11 protein-coding genes are annotated in these 16731 nt (G+C 73.0%); 4 read left to right on the top strand and 7 right to left on the bottom strand.

Going from position 1 to position 16731, the window contains the following annotated elements:
* Positions 1-9: 9 nt before the first annotated feature.
* The 3 genes from ACIBI5_RS01390 to ACIBI5_RS01400 all read right to left on the bottom strand — a co-directional run bounded on the left by ACIBI5_RS01390 (position 10) and on the right by ACIBI5_RS01400 (position 5413).
* Positions 10-2064 (bottom strand): hypothetical protein, encoded by a 2055-nt coding sequence (locus ACIBI5_RS01390; protein ID WP_397241999.1) that lies wholly within the window; start codon positions 2062-2064, stop codon positions 10-12.
* 8 nt (positions 2065-2072) lie between these two features.
* Positions 2073-4082 (bottom strand): hypothetical protein, encoded by a 2010-nt coding sequence (locus tag ACIBI5_RS01395; RefSeq protein WP_397242001.1) that lies wholly within the window; start codon positions 4080-4082, stop codon positions 2073-2075.
* Between the two features lie 437 nt (positions 4083-4519).
* Positions 4520-5413, bottom strand: coding sequence for a carbohydrate kinase family protein (locus tag ACIBI5_RS01400; protein WP_397242003.1), 894 nt, complete (start codon positions 5411-5413; stop codon positions 4520-4522).
* 156 nt (positions 5414-5569) lie between these two features.
* On the opposite strand from ACIBI5_RS01400, the gene ACIBI5_RS01405 reads away from it, so the two are divergent.
* The 4 genes from ACIBI5_RS01405 (at position 5570) to ACIBI5_RS01420 (ending at position 11707) form a co-directional block, all read left to right on the top strand.
* Positions 5570-8335 (top strand): GNAT family N-acetyltransferase, encoded by a 2766-nt coding sequence (locus tag ACIBI5_RS01405; RefSeq protein ID WP_397242005.1) that lies wholly within the window; start codon positions 5570-5572, stop codon positions 8333-8335.
* Positions 8336-8850: 515 nt separating this feature from the next.
* Positions 8851-9441: a DUF5998 family protein gene (locus tag ACIBI5_RS01410; protein ID WP_184974372.1), complete on the top strand. Its 591-nt coding sequence runs from the start codon at positions 8851-8853 to the stop codon at positions 9439-9441.
* Positions 9442-9767: 326 nt separating this feature from the next.
* Positions 9768-10895 carry an alkaline phosphatase family protein gene (locus ACIBI5_RS01415; RefSeq protein WP_397242007.1) on the top strand — a complete coding sequence of 376 codons (1128 nt, stop codon included), beginning with the start codon at positions 9768-9770 and terminating at the stop codon, positions 10893-10895.
* Entirely contained in the window at positions 10892-11707 is an 816-nt protein-coding gene (locus tag ACIBI5_RS01420) for a sulfurtransferase (protein ID WP_397242009.1), read from the top strand. Before ACIBI5_RS01415 ends, ACIBI5_RS01420 begins: the two co-directional genes overlap by 4 nt.
* 40 nt (positions 11708-11747) lie before the next feature.
* Here ACIBI5_RS01420 and ACIBI5_RS01425 read toward each other — a convergent pair whose 3' ends face one another.
* The 4 genes from ACIBI5_RS01425 to ACIBI5_RS01440 form a co-directional block, all read right to left on the bottom strand.
* Entirely contained in the window at positions 11748-14360 is a 2613-nt protein-coding gene (locus ACIBI5_RS01425) for a CHAT domain-containing protein (protein ID WP_397242011.1), read from the bottom strand.
* 202 nt (positions 14361-14562) lie between these two features.
* Positions 14563-15009: a hypothetical protein gene (locus ACIBI5_RS01430; protein WP_397242013.1), complete on the bottom strand. Its 447-nt coding sequence runs from the start codon at positions 15007-15009 to the stop codon at positions 14563-14565.
* On the bottom strand, positions 15006-15539 hold the full coding sequence (locus ACIBI5_RS01435; RefSeq protein WP_397242015.1) for an RNA polymerase sigma factor: 534 nt from the start codon (positions 15537-15539) through the stop codon (positions 15006-15008). The genes ACIBI5_RS01430 and ACIBI5_RS01435 overlap by 4 nt, the downstream gene beginning before the upstream one ends.
* Before the next feature lie 82 nt (positions 15540-15621).
* The gene (locus tag ACIBI5_RS01440; RefSeq protein WP_397242017.1) at positions 15622-16626 is read right to left on the bottom strand and encodes a S8 family peptidase; all 1005 of its coding nucleotides are present in this window, start codon (positions 16624-16626) and stop codon (positions 15622-15624) included.
* Positions 16627-16731 lie beyond the last annotated feature (105 nt).

Consider the following 16731-nt stretch of genomic DNA (forward strand, 5'->3'; position numbering starts at 1 on the left):
GCTTTCTCCCTACTTGATGAGATCCGCGAGATCGCGGCTCTGGACGCGGACGATGTCCGACTCGATCAGCTCGGCGACCAGGCGAGCCCGCCCCGCCGTCCCCGACAACGCCGCCTTCACGGCCTCCGCCCGCGACGGGTCGAGCAGGGCCGACAGCGCGGTCCGCCAGGGCGGCGACCCCGAACTGCCGCCGGTGGCCACGTCCTGCCAGGTGCCGTCCTCCTTCACCTGCAGCGCCACGCGCGGCACCGTGACCGGCAGGGCGCGGACCTGCCCGGCCCGCCCGGCCAGGGCGCCCAGCAGCGCCGCCTTCGCCGGCTCGGGCAGGTCGATCCGGCTGGTGAGCTGCAGGAACGCCGTCTCGCCCGCCACCAGGAGGCTGGGCTCGCGGTCGAGGAACGGCCCCGGCGGCACATAGACCCACACGCTCGGATCCCGCGGGTCGGGCACCAACTCGACGCCGTCCACCACGACCGGGGCCGCCTGGTCCACAGTGATGACCGGCCCGTCCACCGGCTCCGACCACGGCCCCGGCGCCACCCGCCAGCGCAGGCCCGGCCGGAACGGCGAGTCCGCCGTCCACCCGATCTCCGCCTCCGGCCGCGCCACGCTCAGTGGGACCCGCCGCACCTCCGTCTCCGCCTCGGGCGCCCATTCGACGGTCACCGGCGGACGCAGGGCCACCAGCCGCGCCCGGTGCCCGCCGAACCCCGGCAGCACCGCCGGATCCAGGTCGAGCCGCTGCCGGTCGTCCACCGGCAGTTCCAGCACCCGGCCGCGCCCCAGCGGCCGGATGACCAGCCTGGCCACCGGGTCGCCGGGCAGATCGGGCACCGCCACCGTGGGCGTGCCCGGTGCGAGCCGCCCCGCCGTACGGCCGGACCGCCTGACCACGTCCACCGCCGCCAGCGCCAGCAGCGCGTCGGAGGCCAGCACCACCCGCAGCGGCAGCGGGAAGTCGTCGCGGTCCAGCACGATCTGCCGCCGGTCGAACGGCCGCCACGGCCCTTCGACCTCCTCGCCCGTGGACATCAGCGCCCGCAGCCGCGCCTCGCCCGACGGCGGCTCGCCGGCCGCGAGGGTCAGCGTCAGCGTTCCGGTACGGCCGGCGCCATCCAGAGTCAGGCTGCCGGAGACCGCGTGCGGACGCTTGGGCGGCGCGGGAGGTATCCGCACGTCCGCCAGGAGCGTGGGCAGGTCGGTGACCGGCTCCGGCAGGTTGGCGGAGACGTGGACCGGCACCTGCCCGGTTGGCAGACCGGGCAGGGTGATCAGCCGCACGTGCCGGTCCAGCGAGCCGCCCGCCACCTCGCGCGCGGCGGCGAACGGGTCGAAGGACAGCACCCGGTGGGCGATCACTGCGGCCGGCTCGGCCAGGTCGAGGCGCACGGAGCCGTGGTCGACCTCGGCGGGCGCGCGCAGGACCAGGTCAAGGGTGGCGCCGGGGGCGGGCACGGCCACCAGCGCCGCCGCGCGCGGCGCCAGCGCCTCGGCCGCGTCCGGGCCGGCGCCGAGCAGGTCCGCCAGCGTCAGGGCCAGCGCGGAGCGGGTGACCCGGGCGCCGCTCCCCAGGCGGGTGGCCAGGCGGGCGGCGAGGTCACGGGGGTCGAACTCGGTCTGGAACGCCGCCCTCGGGGCCACGGCCCGCACGGCCAGCCGTACCGCGGCGTCGATCGGGAGGGTGGCGTCCTCGACCAGGCGCGCGATCACCTGCGCCGCCTCCGGCGTCAGCGCGATGGCCAGCCGCGCGCCCAGGAGCTGGTCGGCGGCCAGCGCCGCGGGCGGTGAGATCGGCCCGAGCACGACCGAGAGCTCCAGCACGCTCTCGCGCACGTCGGCGGGCACTCCCGGCGTGGACGACAGCGCGGTGAAGGCGAGCTCCAGCAGCCCGGACGGCGGAAAGGTCAGGGAACGTTCCAACGACACCAGCAGCTCGGGCACGCCGTCGCGGCGGGCCAGCTCCAGGCGGTCGGGCACCGAGACGACCAGGCCCTCCCTGCCGAACGCCGCGAACCCGGAGCCGGCGGGGGCGCCCAGGTCGGGCAGCCCTTGCAGCACGCTCATCGCTCCTCCTACGCGTTCGGTCGGGTCTTGATCGGCGGCAGGATCGTCGCGTCGGTCTCGCGCACCGGGCTGACGCCGACCAGGCCGGACTGCCAGATGGTCTCGGTCCTGTAGCGCAGCGGCGGGATCGGGGCGCCGGTCAGCAGCGAGCTCACCGGCACGTGGACGAGCGTCGTGGCCTTCAGCTCCGTCTCGCTGAGCTGCACCGACCCCTGCGCGCCCACGATCGAGACCACGAACAGCGCCACCCGGTCCCCCGAGGGGTCGCCGAACATCGCCGGCACCGCCACCACGCTCACCTCCCGGCTCAGGCGCGGCTTGGCGCTGTCGTCGAAGACCGCCTTCCAGACCGCCTCCCTGTCCACCTGCACCGCCACGCCCGACTGGTCGAGCACGATCGTGTACGCGCCGGTGTCCGGCAGCGGCTCGGCCGGGACCAGCGCGATCTCCAGCTCCTCGCCGGGCGCCAGCAGCTTGCCCGCCGGCCCGCCCTCGACGGTCAGCGGCACCCGTCGGCCGGCGGCGACGGCCACGGCCTTCAGCCGGTCCACGCGGACCGGGCTCTCGATCGCGTTCACCAGCCGGGCGGTGACACGTTTGGGCACGGCCGTCAGTGGCACCAGCTCCAGGACGTCGCCGGCGGTGTCGTCCAGGCGCAGCTCCAGCTCCACGTCCTCGGGCTGGCCGCCGCCCGCGCCCACCCTGACCTCGCCGTTCATGACGTTCAGCGAGGCGCCGAAGAAGGCCGCGTGCACGAGCCTGAAGTCATCGAGCGTGAACGTCTCCGCATGGGTGACGCCCTGTTCCAGCCCCACCTGCGCCTTCGGTCGCTCGGTCAGCCCGGACGGCGCCGCCCCGTCCTGCGGCAGCGCCAGGCGCAGCATCGGCTGGGCGTCGGGCAGGATCTCCATCCGGACCGGCGCGGTCGAACCCATCCGCCCGGCCTCCTCGGCCAGCACCGGCTCGGCCGCGGCCAGCCGTTCGGTCGAGACGACCGGCCTGGCCATGAACTCGACCGTGACCCGCACGTCCTCCTCCCGCGCGGCGCTGGTCGCCCGGATGTTCAGCGCGGGCCGGCGTCCGGCCCCGGGCAGCCGCCCCAGCAGGAACCGGTCGGGCAGGAAGTAGAAGTGCTCGGGCCTGGCCGGGTCCTGCCAGAACGAATGCCCCCGTCCCTCGTGCTGAACGCGCAGCCGGCGCATCCCCTGCACGCCGGTCGGGGTGGTGCCGCCGCCGAGCCGTACGCGCTGGGCGTCCGACAGCAGCAGCGGGCTCGGCCCGGCCACGCACTCCAGCAGCAGCGCCACCTCGCGGTACGTCTGGGGCGGCGGCGGCTCGATCAGCAGCATCGGGTTGGGCACCGCGACCGTGATGCCGCGCTTGACCACGACCGTCGCGCGGGCCTCCAGCGAGCTCATCGCCGCCAGCAGCTGCTGCCGCAGGCCGGGGCCGGTCAGCGGCAGTTCGGCCGAGACCACCGTGCCGGTGCCGTCAAGTCTGGTCGCGGGGAAGTCCACCTCGACCACCACGGAGCCGCCGGTCAGCTCGGGCACCCGGTAGCGCAGCGAGAGCGACAGCTCGTGCGGCAGCTCACCCAGCCCCGTCGGAACCTGCACGACCACCACGACCAGCGTCGGCGTGCCCGCGCGGTCCACGATCAGGATGCGCGGCTCCTCCTGGTCGAAGGCGAGGTCGTAGCGGGGCAGCAGCAGGATGGCGGAGCCGTCGGCGCTCTCGTAGCGGGTGTCGTCGCCGGGGGTGTCGGTGGGGGAGACCGGGATGGTCAGCTCGTGGCGTTCGGTGCCGGAGGGGGGTTGGAGCGGCGGGAACCCGCGCGGATTGATCGGCCAGAAGTCCGGCCACTCGGGGATGACCGGATCCGGCCAGACCAGCGGCAACCGCCGATCACGGCCGGGAAAACGCCGCAGCGGAGGGCCCACAGGATCAAGCCAGTCGAAACGCCGCGCCCTCGGGATACGGAAGCGGTCCTGGGCACGCGAGAATTCAGCCGCTGTCATGCAGCCGATGCTCCGCCCCGCCCACCTCCTCCGCCTGAGTAGGGGGTACTCAGCCGCGTTGGTTGTGCTCTGCGGAGATCTTGCGTGTACTGGTTTCTGCGCGCGGATCTTTCGTGTGCCGCTCTTCTACGGGCGGCCTGTCCGTTACGGCAAGCCGCCCCACCCCCACCCGCCGTCAGGCGTGACCGCCCTTCCAGGGTGACGCTCCTCCGCCTCGCCGCTGACCCGCCGCGACGCGCGCACGGTCACCCCCTGGGCGGGCCCACCGACACCGGATACACCCGCGGAGTTGTCAGCACGCGCAGTCCACCCGAGCTGTCGGCCCGTGGTGTCCACACACGTTCATGGCGACGCGTTGACGGCGCGGCCGCTCCTGGTCTGTCTCGTCTCGTTGAGACGGATGCCCAGGTGTCCGGGTGCGCCGGGTTGGTGTGGGATTAGAGGCGGGGGCGGGCGCCCAGGTGGACGATGGCCTTGGCGGCCAGGCGGTTGCCTGCGGCCAGGGCCTCGGCCGGAGGCTTGCCGGCCAGCCACGGCGGCAGGAAGCCGGCCGCGAAGGCGTCGCCCGCGCCGGTGCCGTCCACGATGCGGTCGACTGGTTCCGCGGCGGCGCGGACCGGGTCCGGACGGCCGTTGGTGTACCAGAGGGAGCCGTCCGCGTTGAGCTTGATCACCACCTGCGGGAACCACGCGGTGAGCACCTTGACGGCGGCCTCGGGGTCGTCGCGTCCGGTCAGCACCTTGGCCTGGTCGGCGTTGGCGAACAGGAGCTTGGCTCCGTTCGTCCACTCCAGGAACGGCTCGGCCCCGGTGCGCTCCAGCGGCGCCGAGGACGAGCAGTCGATCGAGATCGTCATGCCGCCGCGACGCGCCATGTCCAGCGCGGCCAGACCGGCGTCGCGGGAACCCTCGTTGATCAGCGTGTAGCCGGACAGGTGGAGATGGCTACCTCCGCTGAACAGGTCACGCGGCAGGTCCTCCGGCGACAGGGCGGCGTTGGCCCCGGGGTCGGAGAGCATGGTCCGCTCGCCCTTGTGGGTGACGAGGACCACACAGGTGCCCGTCGGCCGCTCGGGATCCATGACGAGCCGGGCGTCCACGCCGTAGCCCATCAGCTCCATGTCGCGGTTGCGGCCGGTGATGTCGGCGCCCCTGCGGCCGATGAAGGCCACCTCGGCACCTTCCACGGCCAGCCAGGAAGCGATGTTCGCCCCCGATCCGCCGCCGTGCATCGTCACGATCGCGGGTGTGTCGCTGGCTCTGGCGAGCGCATAACGGGCGCGCGCCACCGCGTCGGTCATGAGATCGCCCACCACGACGACCCGCGTCATGAGGCCACCACCTTGCGTCTTCTCGCTATGCCTGCCGCCGCAAAACTAACAGCTCTCGGCCTGCCCGTGGGCAGAGACCGGACACAGGTGCCCAGTCGATGCACAAGCGTTGCCCAACGGTCTTGGCATCTGGGATGCGGGTCTACGCTCGGGACTGTGGATGCACAGTATCCGGCCCACTGGGAGGCCGACGTCGTGCTGGCCGACGGCGGCACAGCGCACGTGCGTCCGATCCGCCCGGCCGACGCCGACCGGCTGCTCGCCTTTTATTCGCGGCTGTCCGACGAATCCATCTACTTCCGCTTCTTCGGCCCGCGTCCGAAGCTGTCGGACAAGGAAGTGGCCTGGTTCACCAACGTCGACTACGCCAACCGGGTCGCCCTGATCGCCACGATCGGCACGGAGATGGTGGCGGTCATCCGTTACGACCGGGTCAGCGCCACCGAGGGCGAGGTGGCCTTCCTCGTCGAGGACGCCCACCAGGGCCGGGGCGTCGCCTCCGTCCTGCTCGAACACCTGGCGGCCACCGCCCATGAGAACGGCATCGAGACGTTCATCGCCGACGTTCTGCCCGCCAACATGAAGATGATGGGCGTGCTGCGCCAGGCCGGCTACACCGCGCAGAGCCGCTTCGCCGACGGCGTGGTCCGGATGACGCTCGACCTCGCCCCCACCGAGACCTCCGCCGAGGTGACCGCCGCCCGCGAGCACCGCGCCGAGGCGCGTTCCATCGAACGCCTGCTCACGCCCGGTTCCGTCGCGGTCATCGGCGCCTCGCGCGAACCCGGCGGCGTCGGCCAGACCGTTCTGCGCAACCTGCTGGCCGCCGACTTCACCGGCCCGGTCTACCCGGTGCACCGTGAGGTGCGGGCGGTGGCGGGCGTGCGCGCGTACCCCAGTGTGGGCGCCATCGACGGCGAGGTGGATCTGGCGGTCGTGGCCGTGCCCGCGGAAAGTGTTCTCGACGTGGTGAAGGAGTGCGCGGAGAAGGGTGTTCACGGCCTGGTCGTGGTCTCCTCCGGCTTCGGCGAGACCGGCGCGGGCGGACGGGCCAGACAGGACGAGCTCGCCAGCATCGCCCGCTCCTACGGCCTGCGCGTCGTCGGCCCCAACTGTCTCGGCATCGCCAACACCGACCCCGCCACCCGCCTGAACGCCACCCTCGCCGCCACCCTGCCCGGCCGCGGCCGGGTCGGCTTCTTCAGCCAGTCGGGCGCGCTCGGCACCGCGTTGCTCCAGCGGGTCGCCCAGCGCGGGATGGGCATCTCGTCGTTCGTGTCGGCCGGCAACCGGGCCGACGTCTCCGGCAACGACCTCCTGCAGTACTGGGAGGAGGACGAGGCCAGCGAGGTCATCCTCCTCTACCTCGAATCGCTCGGTAACCCACGCAAGTTCACGCGCCTGGCCAGGCGCATCGCCCGCCGTAAGCCCATCGTGGCGGTGAAGAGCGGCGGCACCCCCGTCGGCCACTCCGCGCGGGCCCTGCGCCTGCCGGACTCCGCGATCAGCTCCCTGTTCGCCCAGGCCGGGCTCATCCGCGTCGACGACCTCATCCAGCTCTTCGACGTGGGACAACTCCTGGCCCACCAGCCGCTGCCCGCGGGCCCCCGCGTCGGCCTGGTCACCAACTCCGACGCGATGGGCCTGCTCGCCGTCCACGCCAGCGCCGACGCCGGCCTTGAGCCCCGCCCGCCCGTCAACCTCGGCGCCTCCGCGGGCCCTTCCGAGTTCGGTACGGCTCTCGCCGACGTTCTGGCCGCCGACGAGGTGGACGCGGCCGTGGTCATCTACATGCCGCCGATCCCCGGCGACACCGCCGGCGTGGCCGCCGAACTGCTGAAAGTCTCCCAGGGCACCGGCAAGCCCGTCCTGGCCACGTTCGAAGGCCACCTGGGCATGCACCCGGATCTCCGCGTGGGCCGTACCCCGGCCAGGGGCTCGATCCCGTCATACGCGGCGCCCGAGGAGGCGGTCAGGGCCCTGGCCCACGTGGTCCGGTACTCGGCCTGGCTGGCGCATCCCGCGGGCACGCCCCCCGAACTCCCCGACCTGGACCCGGAGGCCGCCCACACCCTCGTCACCCACCACCTCAACCTGCCCCCCACCGAGGCGGGCGGCCCTGAAGCGGAGGCCGCCTCCGAGACCGGCGGGGCCAGGGAAACGGGGGCCGCCGGTCCTGAGGCCGGGCCGCAGGGTGCCCGGGAGGACGAGGGGTTCGAGCCAGGCGGTCTCCCGGCGCAGGAGGCCGGGGCGGGGCCGGTGGAGATCGATGCCACCGAGTTGCTGGCCTGCTATGGGATCACGGTGTGGCCGGCGCCGATCGTGCGCTCGCCCGACGAGGCGGCGCGGGCGGCCGAACTGCTCGGGTGGCCCGTGGTGGTCAAGGTGACCGGGGCGGAGGCGGCCAGGCGGGCCGGGACCGTGAGGCTCGGGCTCGGCGGGCCCGACGCCGTCCGGGCGGCCTACACCGAGCTGGCCGGGCAGTACGGCGATGCCGTCGAGCTGGCGGTCCAGCGGATGGTCCCGCAGCCCGCCGTACCCACCGTGGTGGGAGTGGCCGAGGACCCGGCGTTCGGTCCGGTCGTCTCGTTCGGCCTGGGAGACGTGACCGCCCGGCTGCTGGAGGACGAGGGGTTCCGGCTGGCACCTTTGACGGCGGAGGACGCGGCGGGACTGATCCGGTCGGTCCGCGCGGCTCCGCTGCTGTTCGGCGAGTACGGCTACCCGCCGGTGGCGGTGGAAGCCCTGGAAGACCTGCTGGTGCGCGTGGGCCGCCTGGCCCACGACCTCCCGGAGGTCGCCCGGCTGGACCTGGACCAGGTGCTGGTCGGGGAGAGCGAGGTCATCGTCCTGGGCGCCAGGGCAGTGCTCAAGACCCCACCCGGCCCCCGCCAGGACGGCGGCCCCCGCCGCCTGACCTAACCCCCGCCCTGCCTAACCCCCGCCCTGCCTAACCCGGCCCGCACGACCTCCCCCGTACGACCTCCCCCGTACGACCTCCCCCGTACGACCTTTTCCACCGAACGGCCTTACCCCTCGAACAGCCTGACCACCGCTCTGCGCCGGCGACCGGGTTCGCCTGGTCGGCGCGCCGACTGTGACCGGGCTACCGGGTTCGGCTGCCCACGGGCCGGGCTGTCGCAAGATCGGGTGGGGTTGGGGCGCTTTCGGGTGGTTATGGGGCGCGCGTTGCGGTGGTGCGCTTGCGCGGCCTGCTTGCCGTGACCCTGGAATGTCCCCGGCCACGGTCGGCGGGTGGGGGTGGGCGGGGCCTGCCGTAACGGAAAGGCCGGCTCGAAACGGAAAGGGAGCGAGCACCCCCGCAAAGGGCTGGTAGCCGTAAGAGGGGAATGGGCGAGGAAAGGAGGAATGGGGTGGGGTATAAGGTGGTCTGTCCGGTGGGTGAGAGCATTGCCGAGCCCTGGCAGGATGGACCCATGAGGGAAACCCGAGTCTCAGCCGCGGGTCTGCGTGAGGCGATCGAGCGCAGCGGCTACTACCCCGACCTCGTCACGGATGCGGTCGAATCCGCGCTGGGCAAGGAGGCCGTGACGGCCTATGTGGTCCATCACGAGGCCACGTTCGACCCCGCCATGGAGGTGCGCAGGCACGTCACCGTGCTGGTGCTGTCCGCCTCGCGCCTGCTCGTCTGCCATACCGACGAGCATCCGGCCGTTGAAGGCGTCTCGGCCTCGCACGCCTCGACCACCACCGAGGCGGTGCGCCTGAGCCGCGTGCAGTCCGTCGCCGTGACCAGGGTGGTCCCCGACCCGGCGTCCTACGTGCCCGGCGTGCCGCCGACCGAGGTGACGCTGACGATCGGCTGGGGCGCCATCTCCCACGTCGACCTCGAACCCGCCACCTGCGGCGACGAGAACTGCGACGCCGACCACGGCTACACGGGCGCGATCACCGCCGACGACCTCTCCCTGCGCGTCAGCGAGGCCGCCGACGGGCCCGAGGCGGTGTCCCACGTCCTGGCGTTCGCCAAGACACTGTCCGAAGCCACTGCGCGCGCCTCGTCGTAGTCGCGCTTTCGGGGGATCTTTCCGTTACGGCGGTGCCGACCTGCCCCACCCGCCGCGATGGCGCGCGCCCTTCACGGCCGGTAGTGAACGCCCGGGACGTCCCGCCGTGACGACTCCGCCCTTGCCCACGTAAGGCTCCGCTGGAAGCCCACGCCACAGGCCGGGCACAGCCTCCAAGAGGTCTTTGGCCAGGTCGCACACAGCCTGGGGCGCGCAGGGGCGCCGTGGTCAGGGGCTTCTGGCGTGACCGGGTTCAGGGTGGTTCATGGGATTTGCCGGAGGCGTCGGGATATGCCCTGGTTTGTGGGTGTTATTAGGATCTGGTCATGAGTCTGGACGCTGTTCCGCTGGTGCCCGGTTATGGTGGGTCCTCGTTGCCGGATCTGCCGCGTTCCCTGATGGCCGCGCTCGGTGTGGGCGACGGCAACGTGCTGGGGCTGGAACCTGCCCGCAGCGTCTGCCTGTTCCTCGTCGACGGCCTGGGCGCCGAACTTCTGGCCGCCCATCCCGAGACCGCGCCGTTCCTGTCCGGCGCCACGAAAAGGGTGCTGACCGCCGGGTTCCCCGCCACCACGGTCACGAGCCTCTGCTCCCTCGGCACCGGCCTGCCCCCCGGCGAACACGGCATGCTCGGCCTCATGCTCGCCGTGCCCGGCGCCGGACACCTGTTCAACTGCCTGCGCTGGACCCTGCCCGACAAGCAGGTCATGGACCCCCTCACCTGGCAGCCCGCCGAGACCGTCTACCAGAGCGCCGCCGCCGCAGGCGTGACCTGCAGCTATGTGGCGCCCGCCATGTACGAGGGAACCGGCCTGACCGAGGCCGTCTACCGCGGCATCCGCTACCTCGGCGCCGACACCGTCGACCAAAGGGTCGAGGCCGCCGCCGCTGCCCTGGCCGAGCCGCGTGCCCACGTCACCGTCTACTACGGCGACCTCGACGCCATGGGCCACCTCACCGGCTGGGGCACCCCCGAATGGCTCGACCAGCTCGCCATCGTCGACCGCCTGGCCGAACGCCTGGCCGCCGCCCTGCCCCCCGGCGGCGCCCTGTACGTCACCGCCGACCACGGCATGGTCAACGCCCGCGACAAGATCGAGGCCGACCAGACGCCCGGACTGCGCGCGGGCGTCGCGATGCTGGGCGGGGAGGCGAGGGCGCGACACGTGTACGCGGAACCGGGTGCGGCGCACGCCGTCCTCGAGGCCTGGCGTGAGACCCTTGCCGGGCGGGCATGGGTGGTGTCCAGGCAGGAGGCCGTCGATGCCGGTTGGTTCGGGCCGAAAGTGAAGGCGGAGTGGATCGAACGCATCGGTGACGTGGTGGCCGTGCCGTACACCGACCTGGCGATCGTCAACACCGCCCACAAGCTGGAGGCGGCCTTCACGGGCTACCACGGCTCGATGACCACCGCCGAACAACTCATACCACTTCTGGAGGTAAGCAGCAGATGAGCCCGCTCATCACCCCGGCCGAGCTGGCCGAGCCAGGCGATGTCGTGACCTTGCTGGATGTACGCGGCGGGATCAGCGGGCCGCCCGGCATCGACCGCTACCGCGAGGGTCATCTGCCCGGAGCGCTCTTCTGCGACCTCGACGCCGACCTGGCCGCCGCGCCCGGCGCCGGGGGAAGGCATCCGCTGCCCTCCGCCGAGCACTTCCAGAACGCGATGCGCCGCCTGGGCGTCACCCGGGGCAAGACCGTGGTCGTGTACGACGACGCCGGCTCCACGATCGCCGCCCGCGCCTGGTGGAACCTGCGCTACTTCGGCCACGACCAGGTCAAGGTTCTCGACGGCGGCCTGCCCGCCTGGGACGCCCTCGGCCTGCCGATCGTCAAGGACGAACCCACCGTCGCGCCCGGCGACTTCACCGCCGTGCCGGGCGGCATGCCCGTCCTCACCGCCGACGAAGCCGCGTCCCTGGCGAACACCGGTGTCCTGCTGGACGCCCGATCCGCCGAGCGCTACCGCGGCGAAGTGGAGCCCATCGACCCGGTCGCCGGCCACATCCCCGGCGCCGTCAGCGCCCCCACCACCGACAACGTCACCGCCGACGGCCGCTTCCTGGCCGCCTCGGACCTGGACGCCCGCTTCACCGCACTGGGCGTGACCGACGGCACCCCGGTCGGCGCCTACTGCGGCTCCGGCGTCACGGCTGCCCACGAGGTACTCGCCCTGAACCTGGCCGGCTACCCCGCGGCCCTCTACGTCGGCTCCTGGTCCAACTGGGTGGCCAACCCCACCCACCCCATAGCCACCGCCTAACCCACCACCCCGGCTACCCGGCCGGCCTGGTGGGTCCGGGTCAGGTGGTCAGGGGGCGGTCGCCGGCGCCGAAGCAGGCGAAGGCGGTTACGCCGGTCTTCGCGGTCGCCTCGGCCAGGGCCCTGGAGGGGGAGTGGCCGGCGGCGAGGAGTTCGTGGAAGCAGGTCATCACGGCCAGCGCCTCCTCGTCCCGCACCGGCACCATGCCGGCGACGACGCACGCCGTACCCTGTGCCAGGAAGGTGCCCGCCAGCCCCAGCGGCGCGCCCTCGCAGGGGGCGCGCGCCATTCCGGCGTCGCACGACGACAGGATCACCAGGCGCGGCGGGTGTTCCAGGCCGAGCAGGTCGTAGGCCATCAGCGGGCCGTCGGTCAGGGTGATGCTCGACAGCAGCGGGCTGCGTGCCTGGAAGACGCCGTGCGCGGCCACGTGGAAGACGTCCACCTCGGCGAGCGCCCGCAGCACGGGCGCGATCCGGGCTTCGATCTCGCGTCCGCCGGGGTGACAGGTCAGCACCTGCCGTACCTCTTCCGGCGCCTCGTTCAGGTCAGGACCGGCGGTCGCGGCCACGAGGGGGGCCGCGCGGCCGGGGCGTGGCGCGGTGCGGGCGCGCAGCCACGGCAGTGCGGCGGCCGTGACGGTCACGGGCCGGCCACGCAGGTACGGCAGCGCCGACCAGGGCAGCGTGTAAAGCGGTCCGGAAGGGACGACGACCAGCGGCCGGTCCCCGATCCAGCCGGCCAGCGGGCGGAACATCATCTGGTCCACCTCCTGCCCGCACATGACCACATCGCCCCCGGCCCCAGGACAGTCGCCCAGCGCCGCCCGCCGCATGGCGTACCGGAGGCGCACCACCGCCTCACCCAGAGAGGACACCTCCGCCAGCCGCCGCATCCGCACGTGTTCAGCGGTGACCACGACGGCGAGCAAGGCCCCTTGGTCGACGATGTACTCCACCAGCGCGGCCCCGCCCAGGTTCTCCTGAACCTCCCGCAGCCATCCCTCCGTCTCGTCCCCACGTTCCGCACCGCTTTCGGCCCCGGCCATCCACGCCCGCGCCTCAGAACCGGACGGGCGGCTCGCGCCCGTGTCGGGGCCGCTCTGCGACGGTCGCCGGGCAACCCCGCCTCCGGCCTCGGTACCCGACAGCCCCAGTTCCTCCGCCCCGCCCGGCACCTGCCCGGTGACGGCCCGCCAGTGCTCGCTCCACTCGAACACCTCCTCGGCCCGCCCACCCCGGACGGCCAGCGCCAGCCCGAACGCCGCCAGCCGCTCCCCGGCCCGAGCCGCATGCGCCCGCAGAGCCGGATCGTCCAGCGACTCCACCTGCCCGCCGACCTCGGCCAGCCCGTCGCGCACCGCGCGGAACGCCCCCGCCGAGTCCTCCTGCAAAGCCGCCTCAAGAGCCAGCGCATGCTGCCGGATGAGCGGCGGAGTGGGCGAAGGCTGCGCCAGATGGGCCGCCTGCGCCTTGGACGCCAGCGGAATCCCCGCCGACGGCCGCACCCGCCGGCATTGCGCCGTGAGGTAGCCGAGCTGCTCGGACGCCGTCGGATGATCGTCGATCGACAACGCGGCCTCCGCCGCCGCCAGCCGCAGCGCCGCCGCGGCCACGGCACACGCGGGACCGAACTCCAGCGCTTCGGCGCACTCGGCCAGCTCGCGCACCAGCGCGGGCGTGACGGGCCCGAGCGCCAGCCTGGCGCGCAGCTCCACCTCCCTGGCCAGCGGCAGCCACGACTCGCGGTCCTGCCCGGCGAGCTCGGCCGCGGCCCGCGCGGCGACCTCGGCGGCGCGCTGCGGGTCGCCGGTGAGGAGTTCGACCTGTGCCAGCTTCAGCCGCGCCTCCGCCAGCGCGGCGTGCGCGCCGGAAGCCTCCAGCTCGGGTACGGCGAGGCTCAGCAACGCCCGGGCCTCCCCGGGCAGGTGCGCGGCCAGCAGTGCGCCGGCGAAGTCGGCCCGCATCGTGGCCAGGCGCTCCGGATACCCGAACAGCGTGTCCTCGCCCGCCCGGTAGTGGGCGAAGGCGGCTGCCAGGTCGCCGCGCCGTACCGCGAGGAAGGGCAGGTTGGCGGCGGCCAGGCGCGTGAGGTGGGCCAGCCCGGCGGCGCGGGAGATCTCCAGGCAGGCGGTGATGTCCTGGGTGGCGCGGTGCCAGTCGCCGCGGTAGGCGCGCACGAGGCCGCGGTTGAGCAGGCCACCGGCCAGGAACCGGCGGTCGTCGACGGTGCCGGGGGCGGTGGCGAGCGTCTCCAGGGAACGGTCGCAGGCGGCGATGGCCTCCTGGTATCGGCCGAGGTGGGCTAAGGCGACGGCCCGCTGCGTGTCGAGCTTGGCGCGGTCGAGCGGGCACAGGTACGCCCAGGCGAGCGCGGCGACGCGCAGCGCCTGCAGGGGATGGCCGCGTTCGGTGCGCACGGTGACGAGGGAGAGCCTGGCCTGGGCCACGCGTCGCGGCGGCGCCGCGGGCGTGGCGATGGCCTTGCGCAGGTGCCGTTCGGCGGCCTGCAGGTCGCCCAGTTCGCGGGCGGCCAGGCCCATGGCGCGCAGAGCGACCACGGCCGCCTCGACGGCGCCGGTGTGCTCGGCCGCGACCAGCACGAGGCGGCCCGCGGCGAGCGCCTGCTCGGGGTCGACCACGGATCTGGACACGGCGGCCTCGGCCGCCGCCAGGATGTCGGGCGCCGCGTCTGGGCGCGCCGGTCGGAGGTCTGGATTGATGGGGGAGTCTGCCTGCTCAGCGGTCATGCCTTGGCCCGGTGAAGTGCTGAGATAGGTCGAGATGGAGGTGAGGCGGCGCGCTGCGGGACGGCGGTGGCTCCGCCGCCCCGTAACTACAGCGCGACCTCTCTGGTCACGGCCGGATACGCAGCCACCTGGTCGCCACGGGCGCCTTGCCCGGACGATGGCAGACTACGTTGAACCAGCCGGGGGGCATTCCCGTGACGGCGAATTGCCCCGTTCCGGCCAGCCGCCGGCTCATGGTCATGTGCGGAGTTCGCACATCGACATGACTGCCTTCGCCTGGATACGGCAGGATCTGCCCTGCCACATCGATGAGCCCGTCGTTCACAGTGAGCTCCAGGTCGAAGGTGATGTCGTCGGTGGCGAACCGCACTGTTGTCGGACCTGCCACCCCCCGCACGGTCCGCATGGCGACGCACTCGATGGAGGCGGCGGTCACCACATGTGGGATCCGAAGCGAGTAGGCCTCGCTCGCGGCTGCGGATACGTGATTGGGAACTGGGTCGTTCCCTGCGGCGAGCCTTAGCGCCGCCAGGAGGTAGTCGTCGTTACTCAATGCACCGTCTCCTCGTGTGAGATCAGGGTGCGCAGTTTTTTAAGGCAGCGTTCTCGACTCGGCCCGATGCTGCCTAACGGAAGCCCGAGCCGTACGGCTGACTGCTGATTGCCGACGCGGTGCGCCATCAGAGTCAGGAGCGTCCGGCAGGGCTCGTTGAGTGAGGAGATGGCCTGCCACAGCAGGCGGTGGGCGTCGGCTTCCAGGATGGCCGCCGCCGGATCCGAATCCTCCGCGAGGTCGAGCGGGAGCGGAAGAAGCTCCCTGCGGAGAACGCGCAGCGCTTCGCGCCTGGCCGTGGTTGTCAGCCAGGCACCCAGTCCGGCGGGATTACGGATGGTGTGGAGGTTTTCGACAAGGCGCAGCCAGGCACCCTGGACGGCATCCGCGGCATCGGCGTCGTTGAGCCCGCAGGCGCGGACGACCGACCACATGCGCGGAGTGAACCTGGCCACGAGTTCGTCCCAGGCCATCCGGTCGCCGTCGGCCGCTGCTGCCAGCAATTCCGCTACCGCGCGCGGGTCGCCCATACGGCCTCCTTCCGCCCGGATGCTGCGTCACGAAGAACCCTCACATTGCCCTTCGTGTTGACCTGGGGACTGAGCGTAAACTCTACAGACTCGCGGGAACCACGACCCCCAGATCGGGAATTTGCCGGTCCCCGGCCAAGATCTGACCCGCCGCCTCCTCGGCCAGCGCCTCCCGCGCCAGCGCGGCCACGGCTCCCGCCACCAGCGCCGTGGCGAACGAAGTGCCGCTCCATGTGGCATATCCCTCGAAACCCGGATAACTACTCGCCAGCCACTCGCCCCTGGCGCAGGCGTTCACCCAGGGTCCGTGGGCGGAGAACGGCGAGCGGTGCTCCTCCCCGGCATCCAGCGCGCCCACGGCGATCACCGACGGCAGCGCCGCCGGCCAGAAGGGACGGTCGCCGGCGGTGTTGCCGGCACAGGCGACCGCCACCGTGCCGGGCAGCGCGCCGAGCGCGTCGGCGAGCATTGGCGGCGGCTGGTCGTCGAAGGTGTGGCCGCCGAAGGACAGGTTCAGGACGCACACGGGCCGCGGCGCGGAGCGCAGCCGGTGCAGGGCCCGCACGATGCCCGCCTCGTCGCCGAGCCCCTCGCTGTCCAGCACCCGGCGGACCTTGAGCGCCACGCCGGGGGCGCGGCGCACCAGAAGCCCGGCGATGAACGTCCCGTGGCCCGCCTGGTTGCCCGTGGTCGCGTCGGCGGCCTCCTTGCCCAGCTCGCCGTACCACGCGCTGCGCGACCACCACGGGTGCGGCGCCACGCCCGTGTCCAGCAGCCCGACCACGACGGGCGAGCGCTCCCCGCCCGGCCTGAACGGCACCGGCGCGACGGGGAAGGGCCGCGTGGCCGGTCCGCCGAAGAACAACGGCTGCCCGGCGAAGACGTGGTTGGGCGAGGCCCGGTGCCCGCGCCCGCGCAGGTCCAGCGCCAGCTCGCACGGATCCACTCCCGGCGTCAAGCGCAGGGTGCACACGCCGTCGGCCTCCGCCACGGCCTGCGTCCAGCGGCCCGCCGCCGATGTCGCGCTGCGGTCGACAAGGAGCTGACCTGGCCGGATGAGGGCCTGCCCGGCAGATTGCATGTCCATGATCGGGTATCTTTCCGCGCCGGGCGCGGTGTCACGTGCCACCGCCGCAACAACTTGGTATGGCCCCCCTCTGGTGTCGGATTGCGACCGACGGTAGTCTCTCCC

It is taken from the genome of Nonomuraea sp. NPDC050540 (assembly GCF_044457485.1).
Classification (GTDB): domain Bacteria; phylum Actinomycetota; class Actinomycetes; order Streptosporangiales; family Streptosporangiaceae; genus Nonomuraea.